Origin of the sequence: Lysinibacillus sp. VIII_CA (assembly GCF_049943995.1) — a bacterium.
Taxonomy (GTDB): Bacteria; Bacillota; Bacilli; order Bacillales_A; family Planococcaceae; genus Lysinibacillus; species Lysinibacillus pinottii.
In genome coordinates this window covers 19474-41827 of the sequence record NZ_JBNFXM010000017.1, presented here as the reverse complement: position 1 = coordinate 41827, position 22354 = coordinate 19474, and the positions used below count along the sequence as shown (strand labels likewise).

The following is a 22354-nucleotide window of genomic DNA, read 5'->3' as shown; positions in this document are numbered from 1 at the left end:
TCATGGGAGCTATTAGCGATAAACTGGTCGACATATTTAGTAAACTGATTGAGGCAATCTTTGACTTTATTTTAGAGCCATTTTTGGGATTATCAGATTTAGAAGACTTGATTTTTGGTGATAGTGAAGAGAAATATTTTATTTGGCATACATTTTCTGAAAATGTATACACTTACGCTTTAAATCCTCTTTATTCCAGTATGTTAGTTTTTTCTATTTTGATTATGGCCTTATTAGTGGTTATTTTTGGAATGAAAACAGCTATGACCTTCCATCGACCCCAAGGAAGAATAGAATTTATCCATACTGGGCTAACCATTTTCTTAGTTATATTTTTACTAAGTTCACTGCAAAAATTTTATGATATAGCATTTAGTTTTAATTATCTAATTGTGCAATGGTTCGGTTCAGGTTTTGAGAGTACTGTCGCCAGTCTCAAAGATGTAGATACCGAGATTGGTAATCCAATTGGTCGAGTCATCGTAGAACTAGTTTTAGTAGGCTTATCAGTATGGGGTAATTTTTATTATCAAATGCGTGCTGTAACCCTTGTTATTCTATTAGTTTTAGGGCCGATTTTCATAGTTTTGATGATAAATCCTCGTTTAAGAGGTTTGACACATAACTGGTGGAAAGAAACCGCAAGCACTATCTTTGTACAAAGTATTCATGCTGTAGTTTTTTTCATTCTAAATATCTTCTCCATGACAGAAGAAAATATCATTAGTGCTGTAATTAGCATTATCGTATTTATTCCAGTTTCTGTCGGAGTGCGTGGACTCTTTGGACTTAGTTTAGGATTGCAAGACAATGTTTCAAAAGCTGGGGCAGCTCTCGGTATGACAACACTTTTTGCCTTAGGTGGTGCTGTTAAAGGTGCAATGAACGGGAAAAGTATTGGTGAAATCGCCAAAGGCACATTTAATGGAGCTAAAGATAGGCTAACTAGTGGCAAATCCGCTTCATCGATGGGAGACATAAAAGAATCTGTAGCAGGTAATGAAAATAGCGATTTGGCAGCTGACAGAAAAGCTGAGCGATTACTTCGTAACGGAGAAACATTAAAAGCCATCGGTAGAGGTGCATTCGGTATTGCAGGAGCCCTAGCATTTAGTGGTAACGGTTCAAGATCAGCCATAACTGGTGCAGGATTAGGATACGTATTAGGTGGTGAAGCTGCTGGCTTTGTTGGCCGTGCAAGTACTGCGGCAATGGATTCCTTGAATTCTAGAAAAGACAAGATGAATAAATTATTGGGACCTCAATCATTAGGTGAAAAATCCTTAAAAGATGATATTGATTCTTCAGCTGATGCTCTTGCTGAAGTGGATGCACATGAATGGGCGAATCAAAATAAAGATTCTATATTAAAAGACCTTCAAAGTAGATTCCCTGATGCAAATCAAAATGACTTAGAGTCAATGTTAGATCAAGAGGTTTTAACTCGAAAGGCTGAGCTTAAAACAAAGTATTTGGATGAATTATCTTCTGCTGTAAGCTATGGTGAAACGCATGTTGCGAGTAGTGATAATTTCAAAAACCAAGCAACTGATAATTTATTAAAAGCGTGGGAGAAAGAAAATCAGCCTACTTTCAATAAGGAATACGAAAAGCAACATCCAAGACGAGAAAATGAATCCCTAGAAGCTTTTGAGCAACGTAGAGATGCTGAATTTGCAGATAGAAAAGCTGGGGTAGCGAAAAGTCTCCAAGGTGCTGTAGGTGATGCTATGGCTGGTTCAACTAACGAAATTGGTGATATCAATAAAGCAATGTTCAATTCGAGATTGGCGTCAGGACTTCAAAACTTAGCAAATACAGATCCGAATGTAGCTTTTAATAACTCTGAAGCGGCAGCCTTGTTATCCACTAAGGATATTCAATCTGCAAGTATCATTTCACCTAACAACCGTCTAATGTCTGGTAATGTAGGACAAATTCTTGCTCAGCAAGCAACTATGAAAGAACGTTCTCAATACATCGATAATGCAATAGCTCGAGGGAATACTGCTGATGAAGCAGTTGCTACTTGGAATACAGAACATGCAACTAAAGCATTAGCGAATAATGTAGATAAATATAAGCATGTGAATTCATCTATCGATAAAGCTGTAGCACTAGATAACAATGTTTTGAATGCTGTTCAGAACCCTTCATTTTCTGATAAAGTTCGCGCTTTCGCTGCATCAACTTCTACCGATACATCTACAGCACTTTCTAATGTAGCCAATGTTGTTAGAAGCGGTGCAGATAAAACAATTGCCACGTGGGTAGCTAACAAAGTAGACGGAGTAGGTGTCCTACAAAACGTAGTTAATTCAGTACAATCTGGAGCAACCAGCGCTATAGAGACGTTTACTGATCAAGCAGTAGAAACTCATGGTAGCTATGTTCAAGCTCAAGATAACTTAACACGTTCTGCAGGCTATGTTGGCGGTATTTTCTTAGGACGTGCAGGACATCGAATGGCACGTAATATGACAACCAAATTTTCACCATTAAATGATGGTGTTCAAAGTGAAATCAATAGTGCACAGGAAGTTATTCAAATGGCACAGACTGCAACGGACTCATTCGGTAATTCAGAAATTGTTCCTGGTGCTATCCGTCAAGTAGTCACTAGTGATTCTTCATACGTAGAAGTATTAACCAGATCAGGGGACCGAAAAATTGTATCTCGTATGTCGGGCGGTCACGCAAATTTAGAACCAAATACAGCAGTTTATCAAGATTTGAGCATGCAAGATGGTATGTTAGTGCCTACTACAAGGGGTTCATCTTCAACTTATCGTTTATCTGAAGATGGTTCAGTAATTCCATCTGATATAACAATTCAACAAAATCCGAATGCTTTGTTAAGACAACCAAATCTTAAAGCTATTGGAAAACCATTAACATCAACATTTATTGAACCGGAGGCATATTCACCAAATGAAGTTTTACAAATAGCTGCAACTTCATCAGAAGGCAATACTTTAAAAGGAGCAATCCGCCAAGTTGTTACCTCAAATGAAAGTTTCATTGAAGTACAAAATCAACAGGGCTTGAGACATCGTATATCCCATATAGGAGAAGGAAATGCAGCTTTAAAACAAGGGGAGGTAGTTTATCAAGACTTAGCTATTCAAGAAAATATGTATGTTCCTGAGATGTCAAAATTAGGTGACACTTTATCTTCTAGTTATGTAGTAGACTCTGCTGGAACTCGTATAGCTCGAAAAATCCCTATTAACGATCCTAACTTGTTACACACTTCAACAGCTGGATTACGTTCAGAATTAAGACCGACATTTATTAGAGGTAAGGAGTTCCCAGCATACAGTCAACAAGTTGATGCAGGCCAATTCTTTACTGAAGACATTGCAGCAAACAATTTTGATAACTTGAAAGTAATCGTTGAGAACAATCGTAAATTTGTTGTTGGAGAAAAGAATGGCTCGACTTATCGAGTGTCTCCAGTACAAGTCGGTGACATTAGACTTGGAAATAATGAAGTACATGAAATCGCGGTTAATTTGATTGGACAATCTCTAAAACCAGTTGAATTAGGAGCAGAGAACGTAATGGCAAGTACATTACACAAGCTAGACTCTACAAAAGGGGTTTTAAAAGAGCAGGCAAACTATTCAACTTCGCAATTAGAAAACCTGATTACATCAAGAGTTATGTTAAATGCGAAACGGGCTACACAAATCAGAGAAGAATTAAATAGAGTCCGTCAAAAACAAAGCATTGTTTAGGAGGGGTTTTTATGATTGATAATACTCAAAATCAGCATAATTCCTCTCCAGTCACTGATGCAGCAAAGAAATTTGGGAAAAAACAGCTTAAAAAATTCGCTAAGAAAGCTCTCAAAATTGCTCTACAGATTTTGAAAAAGCTTCTCTTATCTCTGGTGAAAGTTGTAATCGGTTGGTTATTATCATTAGGGGCGCCTGTTATATTAGGCATCATAGGCGTTGGAATTGCACTCTTGATTGTATATATGGTAGTTACAATGGCTTTCTCTAGTTATCCTGATATGCTATCAGAAAGTGAACTAGCAGAAAGAGAGCGATATATCGAGATAGCTAACGAATACGATATTCCTTTCGAATTATTAATTGCTGGAGTTCAAATTCAAAGTTCTTTAAGTGATTTTGATGATAGTACATTAAAGGACATTGCTTCTAAGTTGCAGCCACACTCAACTTATAAAAACATTACTTTACAGACTGAATCTTATTCTGTAAGTTGTGTCGACGGGAATTGTACTGAAAGTTCTGTTTCAACGAGTTCTAAAGAGGTATCAGTTGTTGACCACACAGAAAAGTGGGATAGACAAATACACTATGATTATGAAGTTGATTTCGGAGATTGGACCCGTACAGATTCTTATTCTGAAGATAAATGTACAACAAATAAAGATGGAACTGAAAAATGCGTAACTTCAAGTGGTTACACAATGAAACGTGAAGAACAATATTCTCAAATTCCTACAGAAACAATGGATTATACAAAATTTGAAATAGCTTTCCAATCTCCGCCATTCGACTATTCAATTGATGATTTATACAGTGTAGAATTGTTCTACGCATTAACTGATAATCCAATTGATTATAAAGCTTGGAAAGGTGGCTCTTCGGGGTTTGCAGGATCCTATGATGGAACAGTAATGCCAGGGACAAGCGTGCCGTCTGAATTCTTCCCTATTTACATGCAAGCACAAGCTAAGTATGGTGTTGATTGGTATTATTTAGCGGCTATACACTATGTAGAGACAAAATTTTCTACTATTGATCCAATGATTAGTTACGTAGGTGCAGAAGGCCACACACAGGTGCGACCATAAGGTCATATAAGAAATCTCCCTTAGCAAGGAGTAGGCAAGACTACAACGCCTATCATTACCCAACTTATCCGTGAGGGAAACCAAATATCGGGGAGTGTAGCATGTTGGGAAAGCTATGAGTTATCGAATCATCACGATACGACTGAATAGCAAAATGAAAAGATGTAAACGAGGATAAAAGCTAAACTGCCTGAATGACAGTCCGAGGGGGTTATTGGTCCACCTATGACGGAAGATGATTATTTACGTCATACAGCGAAACAGAATGGTCAATTGGAAGCCATCTCTGAATACACTTTGATTAACTGTGTGTCAAAAGTGCGTAGTCTATCGCTGACCAACTATAGTAAATAGTAAAGGACGAACGTCATATCCGACATTACATCGTGCTTGTTCTTACATGTGCTAAATGGTGATTACCTACATCAGAACGCTTAAATAAAAAGCTATGATAAAATGTATCTGAATATCTGATATGGTAACGGAGTTCTCGTAGTAGTCCGAGGTGGGGAAAACCCATCACATGGCGAAGGAGAACAGCTTATCAAGTCTAACTAAAATTGGAAAGGAGCGTGAGGCTCTATGAGAAGTCCAAACACTGTGTTAGACAGTCTAACGAAACAATCAACACGCGAAGATTACAAATTCGAACGAATCTATCGAAATCTGTACAATGTGGAATTCTATTTAATGGCTTATGCAAAGATTTATGCGAAGGAAGGCAATATGACACAAGGTGTCGATGGACAAACCATTGATGGTATGAGTCTAGAACGTATGGAAAGATTAATTGAAAGCCTAAAAGATTGTAGCTATCAACCAAAACCGTCCAAAAGGGTTTACATTCCAAAAAAGAATGGTGGTAAAAGACCTCTAGGTATACCATCTTTCGAAGATAAATTAGTTCAAGAAGTAGTAAGAACGCTACTTGAAGCAATGTACGAAAAAACCTTCTCAATACATTCTCATGGTTTCAGACCAGAAAAGAGCTGTCATACTGCACTTATGCAAGTAAAAGACAAATTTAATGGGGCTAAATGGTTTGTGGAAGGTGATATTAAAGGATTCTTTGATAACATTGACCATCACAAACTAGTTGAAATCTTGAAAAGAAGGATTAATGATGAAAAATTCATCGACTTAATTTGGAAATTTCTTAAAGCAGGTTTCCTAGAGGACTGGCAATATCACAAAACATATAGTGGTACTCCTCAAGGTGGAATCATCAGCCCCATCCTTTCAAATATCTATCTAAATGAGTTAGATAACTTTGTATTAGCTTACAAGTATAAATTTGATAAAGGAAAGGGGCGAAAACGCCTAACGGAATACCGCACGAGAGAAGCCAGACTATACCGAGCAAACGCAAGGTATAAGGAAAAATGGGAAGAAATGAACGAGGAAGAAAAAGAACAAGCACAAGCACTTCAACACTTGAACGAGTTGAAAAATCACATGATGGAACTACCCTATAAAGACCCTATGGACGAAAACTACAAGCGAATACAGTATGTGCGATATGCCGATGATTTCCTAATCGGTGTAATTGGTAGTAAAGAAGATTGTCAACAAATAAAACATGACATTAGCACTTTCTTAAGTGAAGAACTGAAAATTGAATTATCACAAGAAAAAACGCTCATTACGCATTCTAGTAAAAGAGCAAGGTTTCTCGGATATGATATTAAAATTAGTCATGATAATAAAACGACAAAATACACAGCGAGTGGACATAAACAACGTACACGTACAATGAGCTGTGAACTTCTTTTACCGCATGAAATATGGCGAAATAAATTAATTGAATACAAAGCGTTAAAAATAGACGAAAACAAACAGAAATGGAAGTCTACTCATCGGGCGCATCTTCTGCAAAATGATGACCTTGAAATATTGATGATTTACAACGCAGAAATCAGAGGCTTGTATAATTATTATAAATTAGCGAATAATGTCTATAAACTAGATGGATTTAAATTCATCATGGAATATAGCATGTATAAAACATTCGCAAACAAATATAAATCAAGCGTAAGAAAAATCCACAGAAAATACAGTATCAACGGAGATTTTGCGGTGAGATATGAAACTGCCAATGGCAGCAAAATCGCATTCTTCTATAAAGATGGATTTAAAAAGAAATTATTACCATCTTCGTATGCCGATATTGATGTTATTTCTAAGACTAGAAACATTATTTACAACCGAACAGGTCTCATTGAAAGGCTTGTAGCAAAGGAATGTGAATGGTGTCATGCCACAGATGTGGATTTAGAAATTCATCACATTAAGAAGTTAAAAGACCTCGAAGGCAAAAAACGATGGGAAAAGCGCATGATTGAAAGAAACCGTAAAACGATGGCACTATGCAAAAAATGCCACGTTGATTTACATAACGGAAAATTAGACTGATAGGTGGAGAGCCGTATACGCTGAGAGGTGTACGTACGGTTCGGGGAGGAGTTCTTGGAAACCTAGCATAGAAATATGCCAAGGCGCTGGGTTCTTACTCTACTTCATGCCTTGCACTTGGTATGGATGGAGTTATCCTGGATGTAAAGGTTCAAAAGGATATGTAAATGTTCCTGAAAAAGACAAGTATAAACCTGCCACTATTTTGAAATACAAGGGTTATGGCATCGATGGAAATAACAATGGAATTGTAAGCCCTTGGGAGATAGAAGATGCGATATTTACAACCGCAAGTTATTTAGCAAAAAATAATTTCGCAAATAACGTAGATGGTGCTATTTATCAATATAATCACTCAAAAACGTATATAGAAAAAGTAAAGACTAACGCTATAAAGTTCAGAGACGAAGCTTCTTATTTAAATGAAACTCCACCTAATTCTCTTGGATTTGTCCAAGTTACAACTGGTAGAATCTCGTCTCCCTTTGGTAACCGTACAATCAAAGGTAAGGTTGAATTTCATATGGGTGTAGACATTGCAAACCAAATGGGGACCCATATTAGAGCAGCAGCTAGTGGAACTGTCCGTGCTACAAACAATTCGTGTCCTCAAATCGGTAGTTATGGTAGTCTCTGTGGTGGCGGCTGGGGGAATTATATTATCTTAACCCATAATATAAATGGTTCTGTATATGAAACTGTATATGCACACTTATCCGCTGTAAATGTAGCAAGAGGTCAGGAAGTACAACAAAGTGCTGTTATAGGTGCCATGGGTACATCTGGTTCTAGTACCGGAGTTCATTTACACTTAGAGGTCCATAACGGTATTCGAAAAAGTGGGGAGGCAGCAAAATATACAGTAGTTAATCCTGCGCTATATGTGCCTATGCCTATGTAAGAGGTGAATTTATGAAAAAGTGGTTTCTTAGATGGGTGTTCTTCGCTTTATTTATACTAAGTGTATTTGTCTGGAACTCTTGGAAAGAATATAAAGAAAATCTAAATATTAAAGAAGAAGAATTGTTAATCTTTGAAAACAATTTAGATATCCAATTTACAAACCAAGAAGAAGCTAAAAGAATAGCATCTTTAGCAAAAAAGTATATCTATAGCCATGCGTTGGAGCCTATTGAGAATATTGATGTAGCTGCGCCTTATGAAAGCATATATGTTAATCCATACGCGGAGTGGGTAGCGGAATTGAACAGGATCCTTGAACAAGGAGATATTGATTCCTGGACACAATTATTTAAACAGGATGTTTTTCAAGAATGGTATAGTCGACAGGATGTAAGAAACTCTCCTGAAGCATTCTTGTCATCCTACTTACAAAAGAAATATTCCAATATTAATAGATTTGATTATTATTCTTGGCGAGACAAGCATTATATAAGAATTAATTATAAAGATGGCCAAAGTGAAGAAAAGGTCTTACCACTCATTAAACGTGATAATCATTTGGTGATCGACATGACCATAGAAGAGTGGGAAAACTATATAAAAAGAAAATAACATTAAAGTACACAATTAAATTTCTACTTAAGGTTACACTCAATTAATCTTGCACAAGAAACAATGAGGGAATGTCCCAAGTGTAATTATTATAAAGGACTGATATTTATGACCGAACAATATAGGGCAAGTATTAAGAATACCACAACCGGTTCATGGCTCAAATCCACGAACTCTCATAGTTACACAACAAGTTTAGGGCTCATATCGAACATCATTCATAGTTATGACCATACACTTATAAAAGAAGAACGACATATATTCGGGGACAAAAATGAAGCTGAAAGTACACTCAAATCATTACAGGTAAATTATACTAATACATTCATACTCGTTAACGAAACGATATAAATTTAATCTTTTCAAATAATAAGTAACAAAAATTTTGCTGCAGAGGGTTGCTAAAAACATGATATTCAATTGGTCATCGATCTGACCATAGAAGAGTGGGAAAACTATAAAAAAAGGACCGACAGTGAGTGAAATTGTCGGTTCTTTTTTTACTTAATGAACATATGAATGGTCAGTACAATTGTTCAATAAAGCAATTTTTCACTTGCTCTATTTTCCTCTTTGAAGTTCTTTTTAAGTAGGGAAACTCTGAGGTGAAAAACTCTACAGCATCTTCAATCGCATTAGACGATACAATTTCGTCTCTTCTCTTACATAATCATGGTTGTACATCTGTCTGAATATTACTATTTTTTTTAGATATAGTTGATTGGCTTTTACCTACAAATGAGCCCAGTATTTTTTGCGTATTTTTAGGTTGGTCTAAATTTAATACGTCTTCAATTAATATTCCATCTTTTAGTATTCTAATGGTAAGATCTGCTTTAGTTTCGCTAAGCATAATATTTCTTGCTACAATGTCTCTTCTTTCCTCATCAGCTCTAAAATAAGTTCCATTTTTTAATTTAGCTTCTACAATACCTTCTCTCTGAAATCTATCCATCATTTTGATACCATCACTTACTGTTTCATCTAACTTGCTTTTAATGTCTATATTCGGTCGAGAAATTTGATTATTCTTCCGCATAATATCCTCCAAACTACAATGTGTTGCTATTATTATTTACACTATAGAAATAATTATTAGTAAAAAATTAAAAGTAGTTTGTTGGAAAGCGGGAAGGGGAGGAGGATTATTTTTTCTGTTTCTTAGGTTTGTCCATACGAGTTACAACATCCTTTTGCTCCTTCATAGATTCCGTAGTGTACAAAGATGTTGTCTCTATATTTTGGTGACCAAGCTGATCTCGTAATCCTATAAGTGTTCCGCCTTCCAATTGATATTGCTTTGAAAAAGTATATCTTGCTTTGTGAGGTGTGATTTCTTTTCCATAAGCATTTGTGTACTTCTTAACTAATCTAATTAATGTTTGGTTAGACATTTGCTTTACGGTGCCATCTGGAGACTTAGCAACAAAAACAAATGGGTAATTTATTTTCACATTATATATTTTTGAACGCTGGCTCAAGTATTTTTCTAGATAGGTTAGGGAAGAGGGGCGAATTGCCACTGAATCGGCTTTATCACCTTTACGAATAACATCTAAGTAACAATCCTTCATGTAGACATCTTTTATTTTAAGTCCAACTAATTCATTCCCTCGTATACCGCTCCCAAACAGTACTGCTAGTATAGCGAGATCCCTGGTCTTATTCATTTCAAAATAAGGCAGTTCTCTTGATGACAAAGTGGCAGCATACTCTTCATCGATAAAATGTAATAACTCATCAATTTCATCTGATTTATAAGTTTTCTTTTCAATGCGTTTACTTCTACGAGATTTAGATTCCTGCTCTAAATCAACTGAAATCTTTAACATCACATTTCTGTTAAAATAGGGTTCTTGAGTAACTTTATCTTCTGTTTCAACTGTCAAATAACGAAAGAGCGATTTTAAAGCCTGTACAGCCCTCGCTACACTTGTTTTACTGCGCCGCTTTGGATCATTATCATCCTCTCCTGAAAGTATCTCACAAGCCATTTTATCAACGAATAACTCGACATCTAATTTTGGTAACGTAGATAATGATTCATAGTGAATATCACGTATATTTTTAGCATCTACAATACCTTCTTCAAGTAGCCAATTTAAGAATTTTTCAATATTATATAAATAACCGCTCAATGTCAGTGGTGAATATTTGGATTTCTTTTTTTGTATATACTCCTGTACATAAATAGGGAAGAGAGGAGTTGCGTCCTCTATATGTTTTTCTGCTTGAATTACTTTTGGTGTAATTGCTGGCAATCGTAATCAGCTCCTGTCTTTATAATCTCTCAACTGAACATGTAACTAAATCTTATTTTAGTTTTAACGTTATTCTTTTTCAAGTTATTAAATTTGTCCCACACATGTTTTGTATAAGTGTATATGGACATGAACTTGCAGACACTTTGGACAAGAACTTCCGGACAGTTTATTTTTTTACAGTGGTCGTCTGGACATTCTTGTCCTTCTTATATAAAATCTGGACTTTCTATTTAATTTTGGACATGAATGTCCATACAAAAATAAAAATGTCTAAAAGTTCTTGTCCTTTTTATACAAAGTCTAAAGGTTCTTGTCTTTATTTTTGGACAAGAACTTTTAGACAAATTAATAAGCAATGCTTATCTAATAGCTTTTTGAGTGTCCGGAAGTTCTTGTCCACGTACAATAAGGACACCAAAGTCTAACCTTTGAAGACACATTGTCTAAATTTTACTTTTAAGTTGAACTGCAGTTCTTCAGGTTGATATGCTCCCTATTAGGTAGACAGATAAAAAAATAAAATCTGTTTATCTAAGGGGAGTATTTTTTATGGGGCGAAGCAAACATCCACTCGAGTTGAAACTATATATCCTTCAATTGTTCGAAGAAGGTCACTATTCTATCAATGAATTGTGTGAAAGGTTTTCAATAGATCATCAAACTTTTCATAGATGGAAAATGAAATTTGAGGCAGGTGGACGTGAAGGATTACAAGAAGCTACTTCATGTAAGTTCTATTCAAAAGAGTTAAAATTAGCGGCTGTGGAGGACTACATTCAACGAAATTATTCACAGATGGAGGTGTTGGCGAAATACGAGATTAGCAGTACCTCTGTTTTAAAAAGCTGGGTAAAAAAGTATACTAGTCATAGTGAAATAAAAGATTCAGGTAAAGGAATGAGTCAAGCTATGACAGAAGGAAGAAAGACAACTTTTGAAGAACGTATTGAGATTGTCGAGTACTGTTTGAAGCACCAGAAAAATTATCAGTTGGCAGCGCACACCTATGGTGTTTCGTATCAACAGGTATATCAATGGACGAAGAAATTTGAAACGAACGGTGAAGAGGGATTACGTGATCGTCGTGGTTGCACAAAAGATGAAGTCGAATTAACCGTTGAGGAGAAATTGAAATTAGAGATTCAACGTATTGAACGTGAAAATGAACGTTTACGTGCAGAAAATTTATTTTTAAAAAAGTTAGAGGAAATCGAAAGGAGGCATCGTTAAGCCAAATACGTCTACAGTAACGCTATTTAGCGATTCAAGAATTACATCGAGAGGAAAAACTTTCGATTCTTTTACTATGTGAAATAGCTGATGTTTCGCGTGCGGCTTACTATAAGTGGCTAAGTCGCAAGTCTTCTAAAAGAGAAGTTGAAAATGAAGCAATTTTAAAGGACATTCATCTCCTTTACCAACAAGTAGATGGTATTTACGGCTATCGTCGTACAACGTTGACAATCAATCGTCAGCGAAAAGAAAATAATCAAACGATGGTGAACGAAAAGCGTATTTATCGTTTAATGCAGATTAGTGGTTTGAAGTCTGTTATTCGTAGAAAGCGCAAGCCTTATCGTAAATCCCCAGCACATCATGTGGCGGAGAACGTATTAAATAGAGCATTTACATCGAAAAAGCCCAATGAAAAATGGTGTACAGATGTCACAGAGTTTAAGTATGGAAATGGGAAAAAAGCTTATTTAAGTGCAATTATCGATTTATATGATGGTTCAATTTTGAGTTATGAGTTCGGTCATTCGAATAATAATTCCCTTGTTTTCAAAACAATCAAATCAGCTATTCAATCATTACAATTAGGCGAACAGCCATTAATACATAGTGATCGAGGTTTTCAATATACATCAAAGGAATTTAAGCGAATTGTGGAAACAGCCAATATGACACAGAGTATGTCCCGTATTGGTCGATGTATTAATAACGGACCAATTGAATCATTTTGGGGCACATTGAAGTGTGAGAAATATTATTTACATAAGAGAACTGAACCCCGAATAGTGGACATTTTAAAAAAAGTGGACCTATTCGGGGTTTTTCTATTTTCAACGTTTGAAACCCCCGTTATACTAACCATACCATTTATGAACGGGAGAACATCATGAGTAAAATAATTTTTAACGAACACCAACGCAGACAAATTGAAGCGAATCCAAATGTCGCCTCAGTATCCGACCGCTCAATTCAATATACAGCCGACTTTAAATTAAAAGCTGTTCAGGCAAATTTACAAGGAAAAGGTCCAGTCCAAATCTTCAGAGAAGCGGGATTTGGCTTAGAGCTGATAGGAATTAAGAAAGCTAAAAGTGCAATTAGCCGTTGGAAGAAAACATATCAAACACATGGTAAGGAAGGCTTTTTAGAGGAACGTCGTGGAAAAGAGAGTACTGGTCGTCCACGCCTTGAAAAATTACCCGCAGAAAAGAAACTTGAGAAAGCGGAAGTGCGTATTCAACTGTTAGAGGCAGAGCTTCATCTGCTAAAAAAGCTCGACGAAATGGAAAGGCAGGCGAAAAAGAATCGTTTTTAACACCGAAAGAGAAATACCAAGCCATCAATGAAACAATTCGTTTATATTAATTAAAAAAGATGACTCGTCATCTTTGTCAGGTAGCGAATGTCAGTCCAAGCGGCTATTATAAGTGGCTTCAAAATAAGGAGAAACACGCTTTACGTAAAGAAGCTGATTATCAAGATTATATCTTATTAAAATCAATTTATGATCAAGCGAAAGGGAAAATTGGTTATCGTGGATTTTATATGGCACTGGTAGATGTGCTGGACATAGGAAAAGTATTCTTAACAGATATTACGTATCTGCAATATAGAGGTGGTCAAAGGGCGTATTTATCATGCGTGAAAGATGTCGCAACACGAGAAATTGTAGCATACGAATTATCTACTACGTTAAAGATGTCCCATGTCTATAAGACGCTTGAAAAGTTAAAAACACATCTAGAGGGCAATCTTCATCCAGAAGCGCTGATTCACTCGGACCAAGGTATTTATTATACACAACCAGAATATCAGCAGCGTGTAAAAGAAATGGGACTTCTTCAGTCAATGTCCCGCAGAGGAAATTGTCTTGATAATGCGCCAATAGAATCGTTTTTCGGTCATTTTAAAGATGAAGTAGACTATAAACAAGCAGAAAGTTTGGCAGAATTACACACAATAGTGATGGACTATATGAACCATTATAATTACACACGAAAGCAATGGACATTAAAAAAGATGGCTCTGGCAACTTACCGAAGCCATCTCATTGCGGCTTAACTTAAAACTACATCCCTTTTTATTAAACTGTCTACCAAATAGGGTTCAGTTCATTAATAACCTGTTCCTCAAAGAGTGAACTCTTTAAAATGAACTGTTCCTCCAATTTTAACAATTAGAGGTACGGTTTTATATGGCTAGATATACTGAAGAGGGGAAATTTACGATACTTAGAAGGCAAAGAAAGTTCATGTGAAATTGCTAAATCGATTGGGACAGATCATAAGGCAATTATTAATTGGCTAAGCAATACTAACATTACCGTGTAGAAGCATTTATAAAATTGTAAACAAACTATACAGAACAGTTTAAACTAAACGTACCAGACTTCATGATTGAACTCCTGAGAAACTTTACAACAGGACCACAGTGTTAAAAACTGATAAACTCAATTTTATCAATTATAAACAAACTATCTCCTGTAATTTGCGACGGAGGGTGAATAATATTTATCCTAACATTATTTTGATTTTCACGTCTATACAAGAAAAATTCCCCCAATGTAATATAAGAAAAATCCTTTATCGTCAAATTAGCAGTACTATTATGATTAAATGTTGGATTTACGTTATTTACTTGATTTGAAGTTGGTCCAGAGGCAAAATTTAGTATAGTAGATATATTTACAGCAGAGTTTGATGCATAACGTAAACGAATTTGATAACGCCATGTTTGAGATATTTCGAGATCAAATGGAAAATCTATTATACTATTTCTTGTTCCAGTGTTAGGATTTTGAAACTTAGAAAGGACTACATCGCCTCCTGTATGAGAAAAACCTTCTATAATACTTGCACCAATAACATTAGATGCTTTTATTATTGAAAAAGTGTTTGATTGAAGCCCATACATTGTTGATGGCTCTAATATATTTTTAAATTTGATTGACCCATGATGCCATGAATAAGAGTAACTTTTTATTTGATCAATGGGTGCTAAACCTGGAGTATTGTCTTGATCAGCGATAATCATATTATCTAAGTAATGATTGTTATCTGTATAAACAGTATCAGACGTCTTGTGGTTTGGGATACTAGTAGTTGCTTCTATTGGGTCAGGGGTTGGGTTGTTTGAAAAATATGACTGGGCTCCTCCTCCAGGAAATATAAAATGCTTTTGGATAATAGATGAAGGAATACTATTAGTTGGGTTACTTACTGTTCTTCTTAAACTATAGGCTTTTATTTCTGCTATACCTATCTGATATGATCCTATATGAAGTGCTTTAGTAAGACTGATATTGCTCGGTATTCCGTAAAAATTTCCACCAGAGGTTCTTCCATCAGTTCTTGCGTACCTATTTGTATGTCCGCTTAAAAAATATGTTGAAAATTGATTATTTATACCGCTTGTATGACAATTAATTTCGATCAATCTTTGATACAAATTCGGAGGAAGTGTATATTTTGCATCAACTTGTTGTACTTTCTCATTACGTGGCAAGAAATTTATAGGATGTGAATAAAGCTTTCTCGTTAAAATTTCCATATTTAATCTAGTATTATAGATACGAATATCATACATAGGGAATAGTGCAACATAGTCTAGAACAGAAGTTGTCATCAGATTACGGAAATCGTTATACCTAGTCCAATCCCATCCCTGATTTTTATCCACTGCAGCTTCCATTATCGACAAAGATCTCCAATACTCACTTGTACAATATTCAGAATATATATCCATAAAATGCAGGAGTTCTTGATATTGAAAGTCACCGTTAAATACCGATGCATCTGTATCATCTGTGTCGGTATCACTTCTAGCTAAACTCCAATAATCTGCATATTGAACACCATCCCTCATATGAAGTAAATGTAAATTTGCAGCTATAGCGTAGATAGGCAATAATTGAGATTGGTAACCCTCTAATGCGAATTGAGGAATAATTGTTCTAAATTGTGAATTGGTTGTATGATATCTGTGAACCACCTCATTTATAGCTGGTTGACTTTGTTGATTATTTTGCCAGTTTACTAGTGCCCTCTGGTACGCCTCTAGTTCATTTCTTAAACTTGACAGAAGTGCATTGGCTTGTGCCTGAACAAGCCCACTTAATGATTGATCTAGCATATCTGTTGTTACCCACATCATGTCATTAAATAATGCATTATCTTCACCCTGAGGCCATATTATTGGAAGTAAAGCAGCTGTAATTCCTGCTCCAGCTGCTATAGCAGCTGCTAGAGTTACTGGGTTCGAGAGTGCTAAAACAACGGCAGTAACTGCTAATACAGCTGCAATAACATTATACCATGTTGCCGAATAGGGTTGTGGACTAACTAGACTAATTCCTTCAGGATCATAAGTATTTAACCAATCTTTATAATTCATATTTTTTAATGGCGTATTTGGATTATTGACTAAAGGATATTTAGTATAGCTTTGTTTTTTAAGTAAATCAGGTAAATCGTTTTGATATCGATTTTCATTTCGATAACTATCATTATTATTCATAGTTTCCCTCCATTTGAAATAAATGTTTTCCTCTTAATTTTTAGATTCTAAATCATACACGGTATTACTAATCAACAAAATTTAATTCATCTCACCGCATTTTGACTGTAGCATGATATTAAAGATTTTTGGATGAGAGCTACGCAGGCCCCCATTTTAAAGCATATGAGATTCGCTTCTTAAACATACTTAAAAAATTCAAAATTTTATTAACTGACTTTGTTCTTTTATACCTCATTTACACTTTTTCTGGGTGTTTCTAAAGTGCTTTATATATATACCAAGTAATGAATCATCTACGCTAATTTTGAAAACTATTTTAACAAAATCCCTATTTTAAGTATTTACATTTCTACTTGCCTTACTTAGCTATTACACAATATGATATGCCAATAATAAACCTGTGATACGTGGTGATCAGTAAATACTTTCAAACTTAACTGTTATTATTACTATAAATGCTAATTTAAATATGTACATTCCTGCTTGAATAACGATGTACAAAAATGCTCTTTCATTTCATACTAATACCGAGGTGTTGGTATGCATATTCAACTAGAGGTTGAGACAGAATTTAAAATTAATAGTCTTTCAGATTTAGCAAATTTTAAACAAGTAATGGAGCATTTAAACATGAAAATTAACAAAAGTAAATTAGCAAGGGATATGGGAGTAGATCGACGAACAATCGATAAATATCTAAATGGCTTTATACCAAAAACAAAGCGAACTAAGCCATCTAAAATTGATGAGTTCTACCCGATTATTGCCAGCCTCTTATCAGAAGATTCTAAGCAGGTATTTTATTATCGACGCAATCTTTGGCAGTATTTAAAAGACAACCACGGTTTAGATTGTGGACAATCTACATTCCGTACCTATATTGCCAATACGCCAGAATTTAAGGCTTACTTTGAAAAAGATGAACGTGTATCTTCTTTGAATAGCGGTATTCGTTATGAAACGCGCATGGGCAAACAAGCACAGTTGGATTGGAAAGAAAGTATTCTTTATGAAACAAGTGATGGTGAACAGGTGGAGATTAATGTAGCCGTGTTAGTGCTGAGCTACTCTCGTATGCGGTTCTTCTATATGAGTATTTCCAAATCGCAGGCAGTTTTATTTTCTTTCTTAACTGAAACGTTTGAAAAAATGGGCGGTGTACCAGAAGAACTTATCACTGATAATATGAAAACCGTGATGGATGAAGCACGAACAGAACATTTTGCGGAAAAGTGAATGCGAAGTTTGCGCAATTTGCGAGACTCCAGCTACCAACTGAACGAGTAAGAGATTCTTACAAGATTGATTATACACTGGTAAAAGTCAATGCATCGAGCATGATTTCCTACAAGTCCAATCAATACTCCGTACCACCGGGGTATCAAGGCAAAAAAGTAGGATTACAAGTGTATGATGATCAATTATGGATTTATTATAGCATGGAATTAATCGCGCAACACAAAATAAGTGAAGCAAAACTAAATTATCAAGAGGCGCATTATCGTGAATTGATGGCAAAGGCGTTGCCTGAATACCCTGATATTAACGATTTAGCAAAACGGAATTTAGCTGCGATTGGAGAAATGTATAAATGAATTCAATAATGAGTACAAACTATCAGCAACTACAGCAAAACTTAGAGTATTTAAAATTAAAGCAAATGGGGATCCATTTAAATGAAGTCATCGACTTTAGTATTAAAAATGAACTTTCTTTTATCGATACACTTATAAAATTGACGAACTATGAAATCGATGTACGTGAGCATAATATGATTCATGCGATGGTGAAAGTCGCTGCGTTTCCACACTTAAAGGAGATAAAGGACTTTAACTTTGATTTTCAGTCAAGCATTAGCCAACAACAAATACTCGATTTTCAAAGCCTTCGTTTCGTCGAAGAAAATGAGAATATTGTATTCCTTGGTCCAAGTGGTGTCGGTAAGACCCACCTGGCCACAGCAATCGGCATTACGGCAGCTAAAAAGCGAACAAGTACCTATTTTATTAAGTGCCATGATTTAATTCAGAATCTCAAGAAAGCCCGTTTAGAAAACCGCTTAGAGAGCCGTTTAAAGCATTATACAAGATATAAATTACTAATCATTGATGAGATTGGCTATTTACCAATCGATCCAGAGGATGCGAAGCTGTTTTTCCAGCTCATTGATGCCCGTTATGAAAAACGTAGCACGATTTTCACAACGAATGTGAACTTCAAATCATGGGATGAAATTTTCCCTGAACCGAAGTTAGCGAATGCGATTTTAGATCGTATTTTACATCACGCTAGCGTTGTTACAATCATTGGTGATTCATACCGATTAAAGCATCATTTAACCTCGGAAAACGAGTAATTTTGTACACCCTTAAACGAGCGAAAATGTACATATTGGTGTTGACATTTATAATTACCAATTAAATCATCACCATTCTGTTTTTTTCTTTAATCAATAAACTAATAAATATGTTTGCTAAACGTTTTGAATGTTTTCAGTGTTGTTTACACTTTGGGAAACAGTAAAAGAATTTACAGCTTCTATGGATTAATTTGTTTCAAAAAAGTATAAAACATAATAAAATTTCTTAATCTTTTGTACTGTATAGATAAAGAAAAATAATATCAACATATCTAAGGGGAAAATACATTTTTAACAAACACTTTTAGAAGAATGAGCCCAATTAATTACTAATTGGTAAAATAATACATTTAATAAAATAAATAAGGCGATTGGGGTGCACAATTTTAATACATGTTGATTCTACTGGCTGTCTTTAAAGCAGCACGCGAACACCTGCGATTTCACATATTTTAAAAGCATCGCAATTTCTTCCTCTCGATGTAATTCTTGAATCGCTAGATAGCGGTGCGGTAGACGAACTTGGAATATGTATAGTTTTAACTCGAGTGGATGTTTACTTCGGAAGTATTTCAGCCCTGACGATTATTCTCAACGAAGATACTTTGTAGCATCCCGACCAGTTAAACACGTCAGCTTTTTTCGGTAAATCAGTTGTAGTTGTGATAACAGCCCTCCAATCTCATGAATATCATTTGTAGGGAAACGTTTCGCACATTGCCCAATCACAGTGAACGTTAGATACATAATATAAACATGAATAAAATTATTCCTAAAAGGAGTTTTAATAATGACAAAAAGAAACTTATTTGATTTGTATGAAGGAGATCGCATAAAAGTCTTCTCTGCAGGTAAATATGAAGGAGAAGGTATTTTTATTCGTATCTTAGGAGAAAGACATGAGGATTTTTTACATTGGATTAAAAATAATGGAAATAAATGTTATACAAGTTTGGACGCAATTAACATTGAGAAAATAGGATATTATTGCCGCTGTAAAAAACGTGATTGTGATTGTGACGATGACCACGTACGAGACTGTGACCAATAGCATTGCAAAAAAAGGAATGCAACTTGATAAATTTTATCTTAATTGCCCTAATGATCAGCAAAAGTAACCTAGATATATGATTGCCTAAAAATAATATAAAATTTGGTATAGCATTGTAGCTGATAGCATTTAAAATCTGGGGCATAGTAAGTAGAAATAAAAAAAGTGCTCCTTCTCAGGTCACAAGAGGGCTAATCCGCTACCTGATATTTTTCAAATAACTAGCTAAATTATTTGCTACGGTAAACAGCTTTCACACAAGTTTGTGTAATTTTATTAATAGCAGGTCTAGTTGACTAAGGCATGTACAAAAACCTTACAGAAATGATGTTAAGAACTTAAGCTACCTGAAATTTGGGAGAAGATTTTTCATCCCTAATCAGTTATAAGTGAGGTTACATCATTAAATGAGATTGCAATGACCGTTATTTTTATTTGTGCGGATACTGTGGTAGTCAAGGTTGATACCAGCTACTGTAGCTATTTTCTAACCGGTAAAAATACGCTTAAAAAGGCTGCGGAATATACACACTTAATCGAGTTAGTGGGCTGAAATGAAGTCAGTGACGGATCTACCGAATCTGGAAATCCAGCGAAACAGAGAAATTTTAATTTAGTATATGCTTTTGTCAAAAACATCTAAGCAGCATGTGGAAATAAAAATTGCCGTATATCAGATAAAAAATCAAAGATATACGGCTAATCGTGTTGGGTACCGAGAAGGTGCGCCTATTTTTTTATGATTCGGGCTTAATTGAAACATTTATTGTACCGGAAGATACTTCGTTTTTAAATGCATAATTTAAATGCTGGCAATCCATAATTCAAATATAAAAAAGGCTCAAAACCAAAACCAGTGCTTGACAATTTAATTTTAGGATAAAAACGGAAAAACATCTGTAATTCCTGTATAGTTGACAGATGCAGACTAATTATATCAGTGAAATGCTCAATATTAAAGAGTTGAAGATCGTTCAAATATTAACAGATATTAGTTCGTGTGAAATCCATATTGAAGTTACTCCTTTAGCTCAAAAACAATGCTGTCCGGATTGCGGTACAGATGAATATGTTATTCTCAAAGGCAGTAATGGAAATAGAACAGTTCGCCATCTCCCAGCCTTTGAGAAAAAGGTCTATCTTCTGGTTCCCAGTATCCGTATGCATTGTTGGGTTTGCAATACAGGTTTTGTTTGGGCATATGATTTTGTAGGGCCAAAGAGATGATACAGCAACCTCTTTCGAGAGAAAGCATTTGAGCAAGCACTTGGCTCTACATCAACACATAGCGCCCGTTAGTACCGTACAGCGAATGCATAATGAGGCAATTCCCTTTGAAAGTAAACGATTAAATGAGCAAGCATGGAAGCAGGCATCAGAAAGCAGTGGACTCATTTTAGGTGTAGATGACTTTGCAATTAAGAAAGGACACACCTATAACACAGGCATTCATGATCTTAAAGGTGAAACACTACTTGACGTTTTGCCTGGTCGAACACTTGAATAACTACGTACATATGCCAAGCAGCATCTGAACTTTTTGCAATTAGCACCAAAAGCAGTCGTTATGGATTTAGCTAAAGGCTATCACACATGGGTTAGTGAATGCTTTCCAAATGCCCTTCGAATTGCGGATCGATTTCATGTTCACGGCTACGTCATAGAAACTTTGCAGGATGTTCGTAAAACGGTACAAAATAAACTTGCTCCAAGAGCAAAGGCCATACTAAAATCCAATCATCGACTTCTCAATCCGCCAGCAGATTCACTTTCGAATGAGAGTAAGAAAAAACTCGAAGAATTACTAAGCTACTCAGATGAGCTGAGATCGGTCTGGGAATGGAAAGAATCATTTACTGCTTGGTACGACTTTTCACTTACCATCGTTGTCGTTGGACAAATGCGACTGTTGAAGGCAGGCACAATCGGATCAAAGCTTTTCAGTGTCGCCACTATTTCACTCGAAATTATGACCGCTATAAAGCAGGGATTTTAGTCGAGTGCAATCGTCATCGTTTAGTAGGCTAAAGTATCAAGCACTAATTTTGAGGTTGAGCCATAAAAAACCGTATTTATTCTAATCACACATGATATGCAGCTTGCATAGGATATTTTATAAAATGGAAGGATTTATTATGAAATCGTGAAGTGTAGTTTGTGGAAATATATAA

General features: G+C 35.5%; 10 protein-coding genes and 4 pseudogenes. 11 read left to right on the top strand and 3 right to left on the bottom strand.

The genetic code is table 11. The features are described 5' to 3' along the window. The first annotated feature begins 2 nt into the window (after positions 1-2). From ACP3VS_RS18430 to ACP3VS_RS18410, 5 genes are all read left to right on the top strand, one after another. Positions 3-3740, top strand: a complete 3738-nt coding sequence (locus ACP3VS_RS18430; RefSeq protein ID WP_426389519.1) for a hypothetical protein — start codon at positions 3-5, stop codon at positions 3738-3740. 11 nt (positions 3741-3751) lie between these two features. Further along, complete coding sequence (locus ACP3VS_RS18425; RefSeq protein WP_426389517.1) at positions 3752-4831, top strand: hypothetical protein; 1080 nt, start codon at positions 3752-3754, stop codon at positions 4829-4831. A 582-nt stretch (positions 4832-5413) separates the two neighbouring features. Then, complete coding sequence (locus ACP3VS_RS18420; protein ID WP_197223544.1) at positions 5414-7243, top strand: reverse transcriptase domain-containing protein; 1830 nt, start codon at positions 5414-5416, stop codon at positions 7241-7243. A gap of 106 nt (positions 7244-7349) precedes the next feature. Continuing rightward, the gene (locus ACP3VS_RS18415; protein WP_426389516.1) at positions 7350-8144 is read left to right on the top strand and encodes a M23 family metallopeptidase; all 795 of its coding nucleotides are present in this window, start codon (positions 7350-7352) and stop codon (positions 8142-8144) included. A gap of 11 nt (positions 8145-8155) precedes the next feature. Beyond that, positions 8156-8758 (top strand): hypothetical protein, encoded by a 603-nt coding sequence (locus tag ACP3VS_RS18410; protein WP_426389514.1) that lies wholly within the window; start codon positions 8156-8158, stop codon positions 8756-8758. 670 nt (positions 8759-9428) lie between these two features. Here the strand turns inward: ACP3VS_RS18410 and ACP3VS_RS18405 are convergent. Together ACP3VS_RS18405 and xerS are read right to left on the bottom strand one after the other, a co-directional pair. Then, on the bottom strand, positions 9429-9797 hold the full coding sequence (locus tag ACP3VS_RS18405; protein WP_426389512.1) for a hypothetical protein: 369 nt from the start codon (positions 9795-9797) through the stop codon (positions 9429-9431). A gap of 106 nt (positions 9798-9903) precedes the next feature. Next, the gene (xerS, locus tag ACP3VS_RS18400; RefSeq protein WP_426389510.1) at positions 9904-11019 is read right to left on the bottom strand and encodes a tyrosine recombinase XerS; all 1116 of its coding nucleotides are present in this window, start codon (positions 11017-11019) and stop codon (positions 9904-9906) included. Between the two features lie 552 nt (positions 11020-11571). On the opposite strand from xerS, the pseudogene ACP3VS_RS18395 reads away from it, so the two are divergent. Both ACP3VS_RS18395 and ACP3VS_RS18390 read left to right on the top strand, forming a co-directional pair. Beyond that, positions 11572-13022, top strand: a pseudogene (locus ACP3VS_RS18395) (IS3 family transposase); the annotation flags it as partial. Between the two features lie 119 nt (positions 13023-13141). After that, positions 13142-14316 (top strand): annotated as a pseudogene (locus tag ACP3VS_RS18390) (IS3 family transposase). Positions 14317-14688: 372 nt separating this feature from the next. On the opposite strand, the gene ACP3VS_RS18385 reads toward ACP3VS_RS18390, so the two are convergent. Then, positions 14689-16770 carry an insecticidal delta-endotoxin Cry8Ea1 family protein gene (locus ACP3VS_RS18385; protein ID WP_426389508.1) on the bottom strand — a complete coding sequence of 694 codons (2082 nt, stop codon included), beginning with the start codon at positions 16768-16770 and terminating at the stop codon, positions 14689-14691. 543 nt (positions 16771-17313) lie between these two features. On the opposite strand from ACP3VS_RS18385, the pseudogene istA reads away from it, so the two are divergent. The 4 genes and pseudogenes from istA to ACP3VS_RS18365 all read left to right on the top strand — a co-directional run bounded on the left by istA (position 17314) and on the right by ACP3VS_RS18365 (position 22211). After that, positions 17314-18368, top strand: a pseudogene (gene istA, locus ACP3VS_RS18380) (IS21 family transposase). Positions 18369-18376: 8 nt separating this feature from the next. Next, positions 18377-19129, top strand: coding sequence for an IS21-like element helper ATPase IstB (gene istB / locus ACP3VS_RS18375; RefSeq protein WP_426389604.1), 753 nt, complete (start codon positions 18377-18379; stop codon positions 19127-19129). A 793-nt stretch (positions 19130-19922) separates the two neighbouring features. Then, positions 19923-20183, top strand: a complete 261-nt coding sequence (locus ACP3VS_RS18370; RefSeq protein ID WP_426389506.1) for a hypothetical protein — start codon at positions 19923-19925, stop codon at positions 20181-20183. Between the two features lie 921 nt (positions 20184-21104). Beyond that, positions 21105-22211, top strand: a pseudogene (locus tag ACP3VS_RS18365) (transposase). Positions 22212-22354 lie beyond the last annotated feature (143 nt).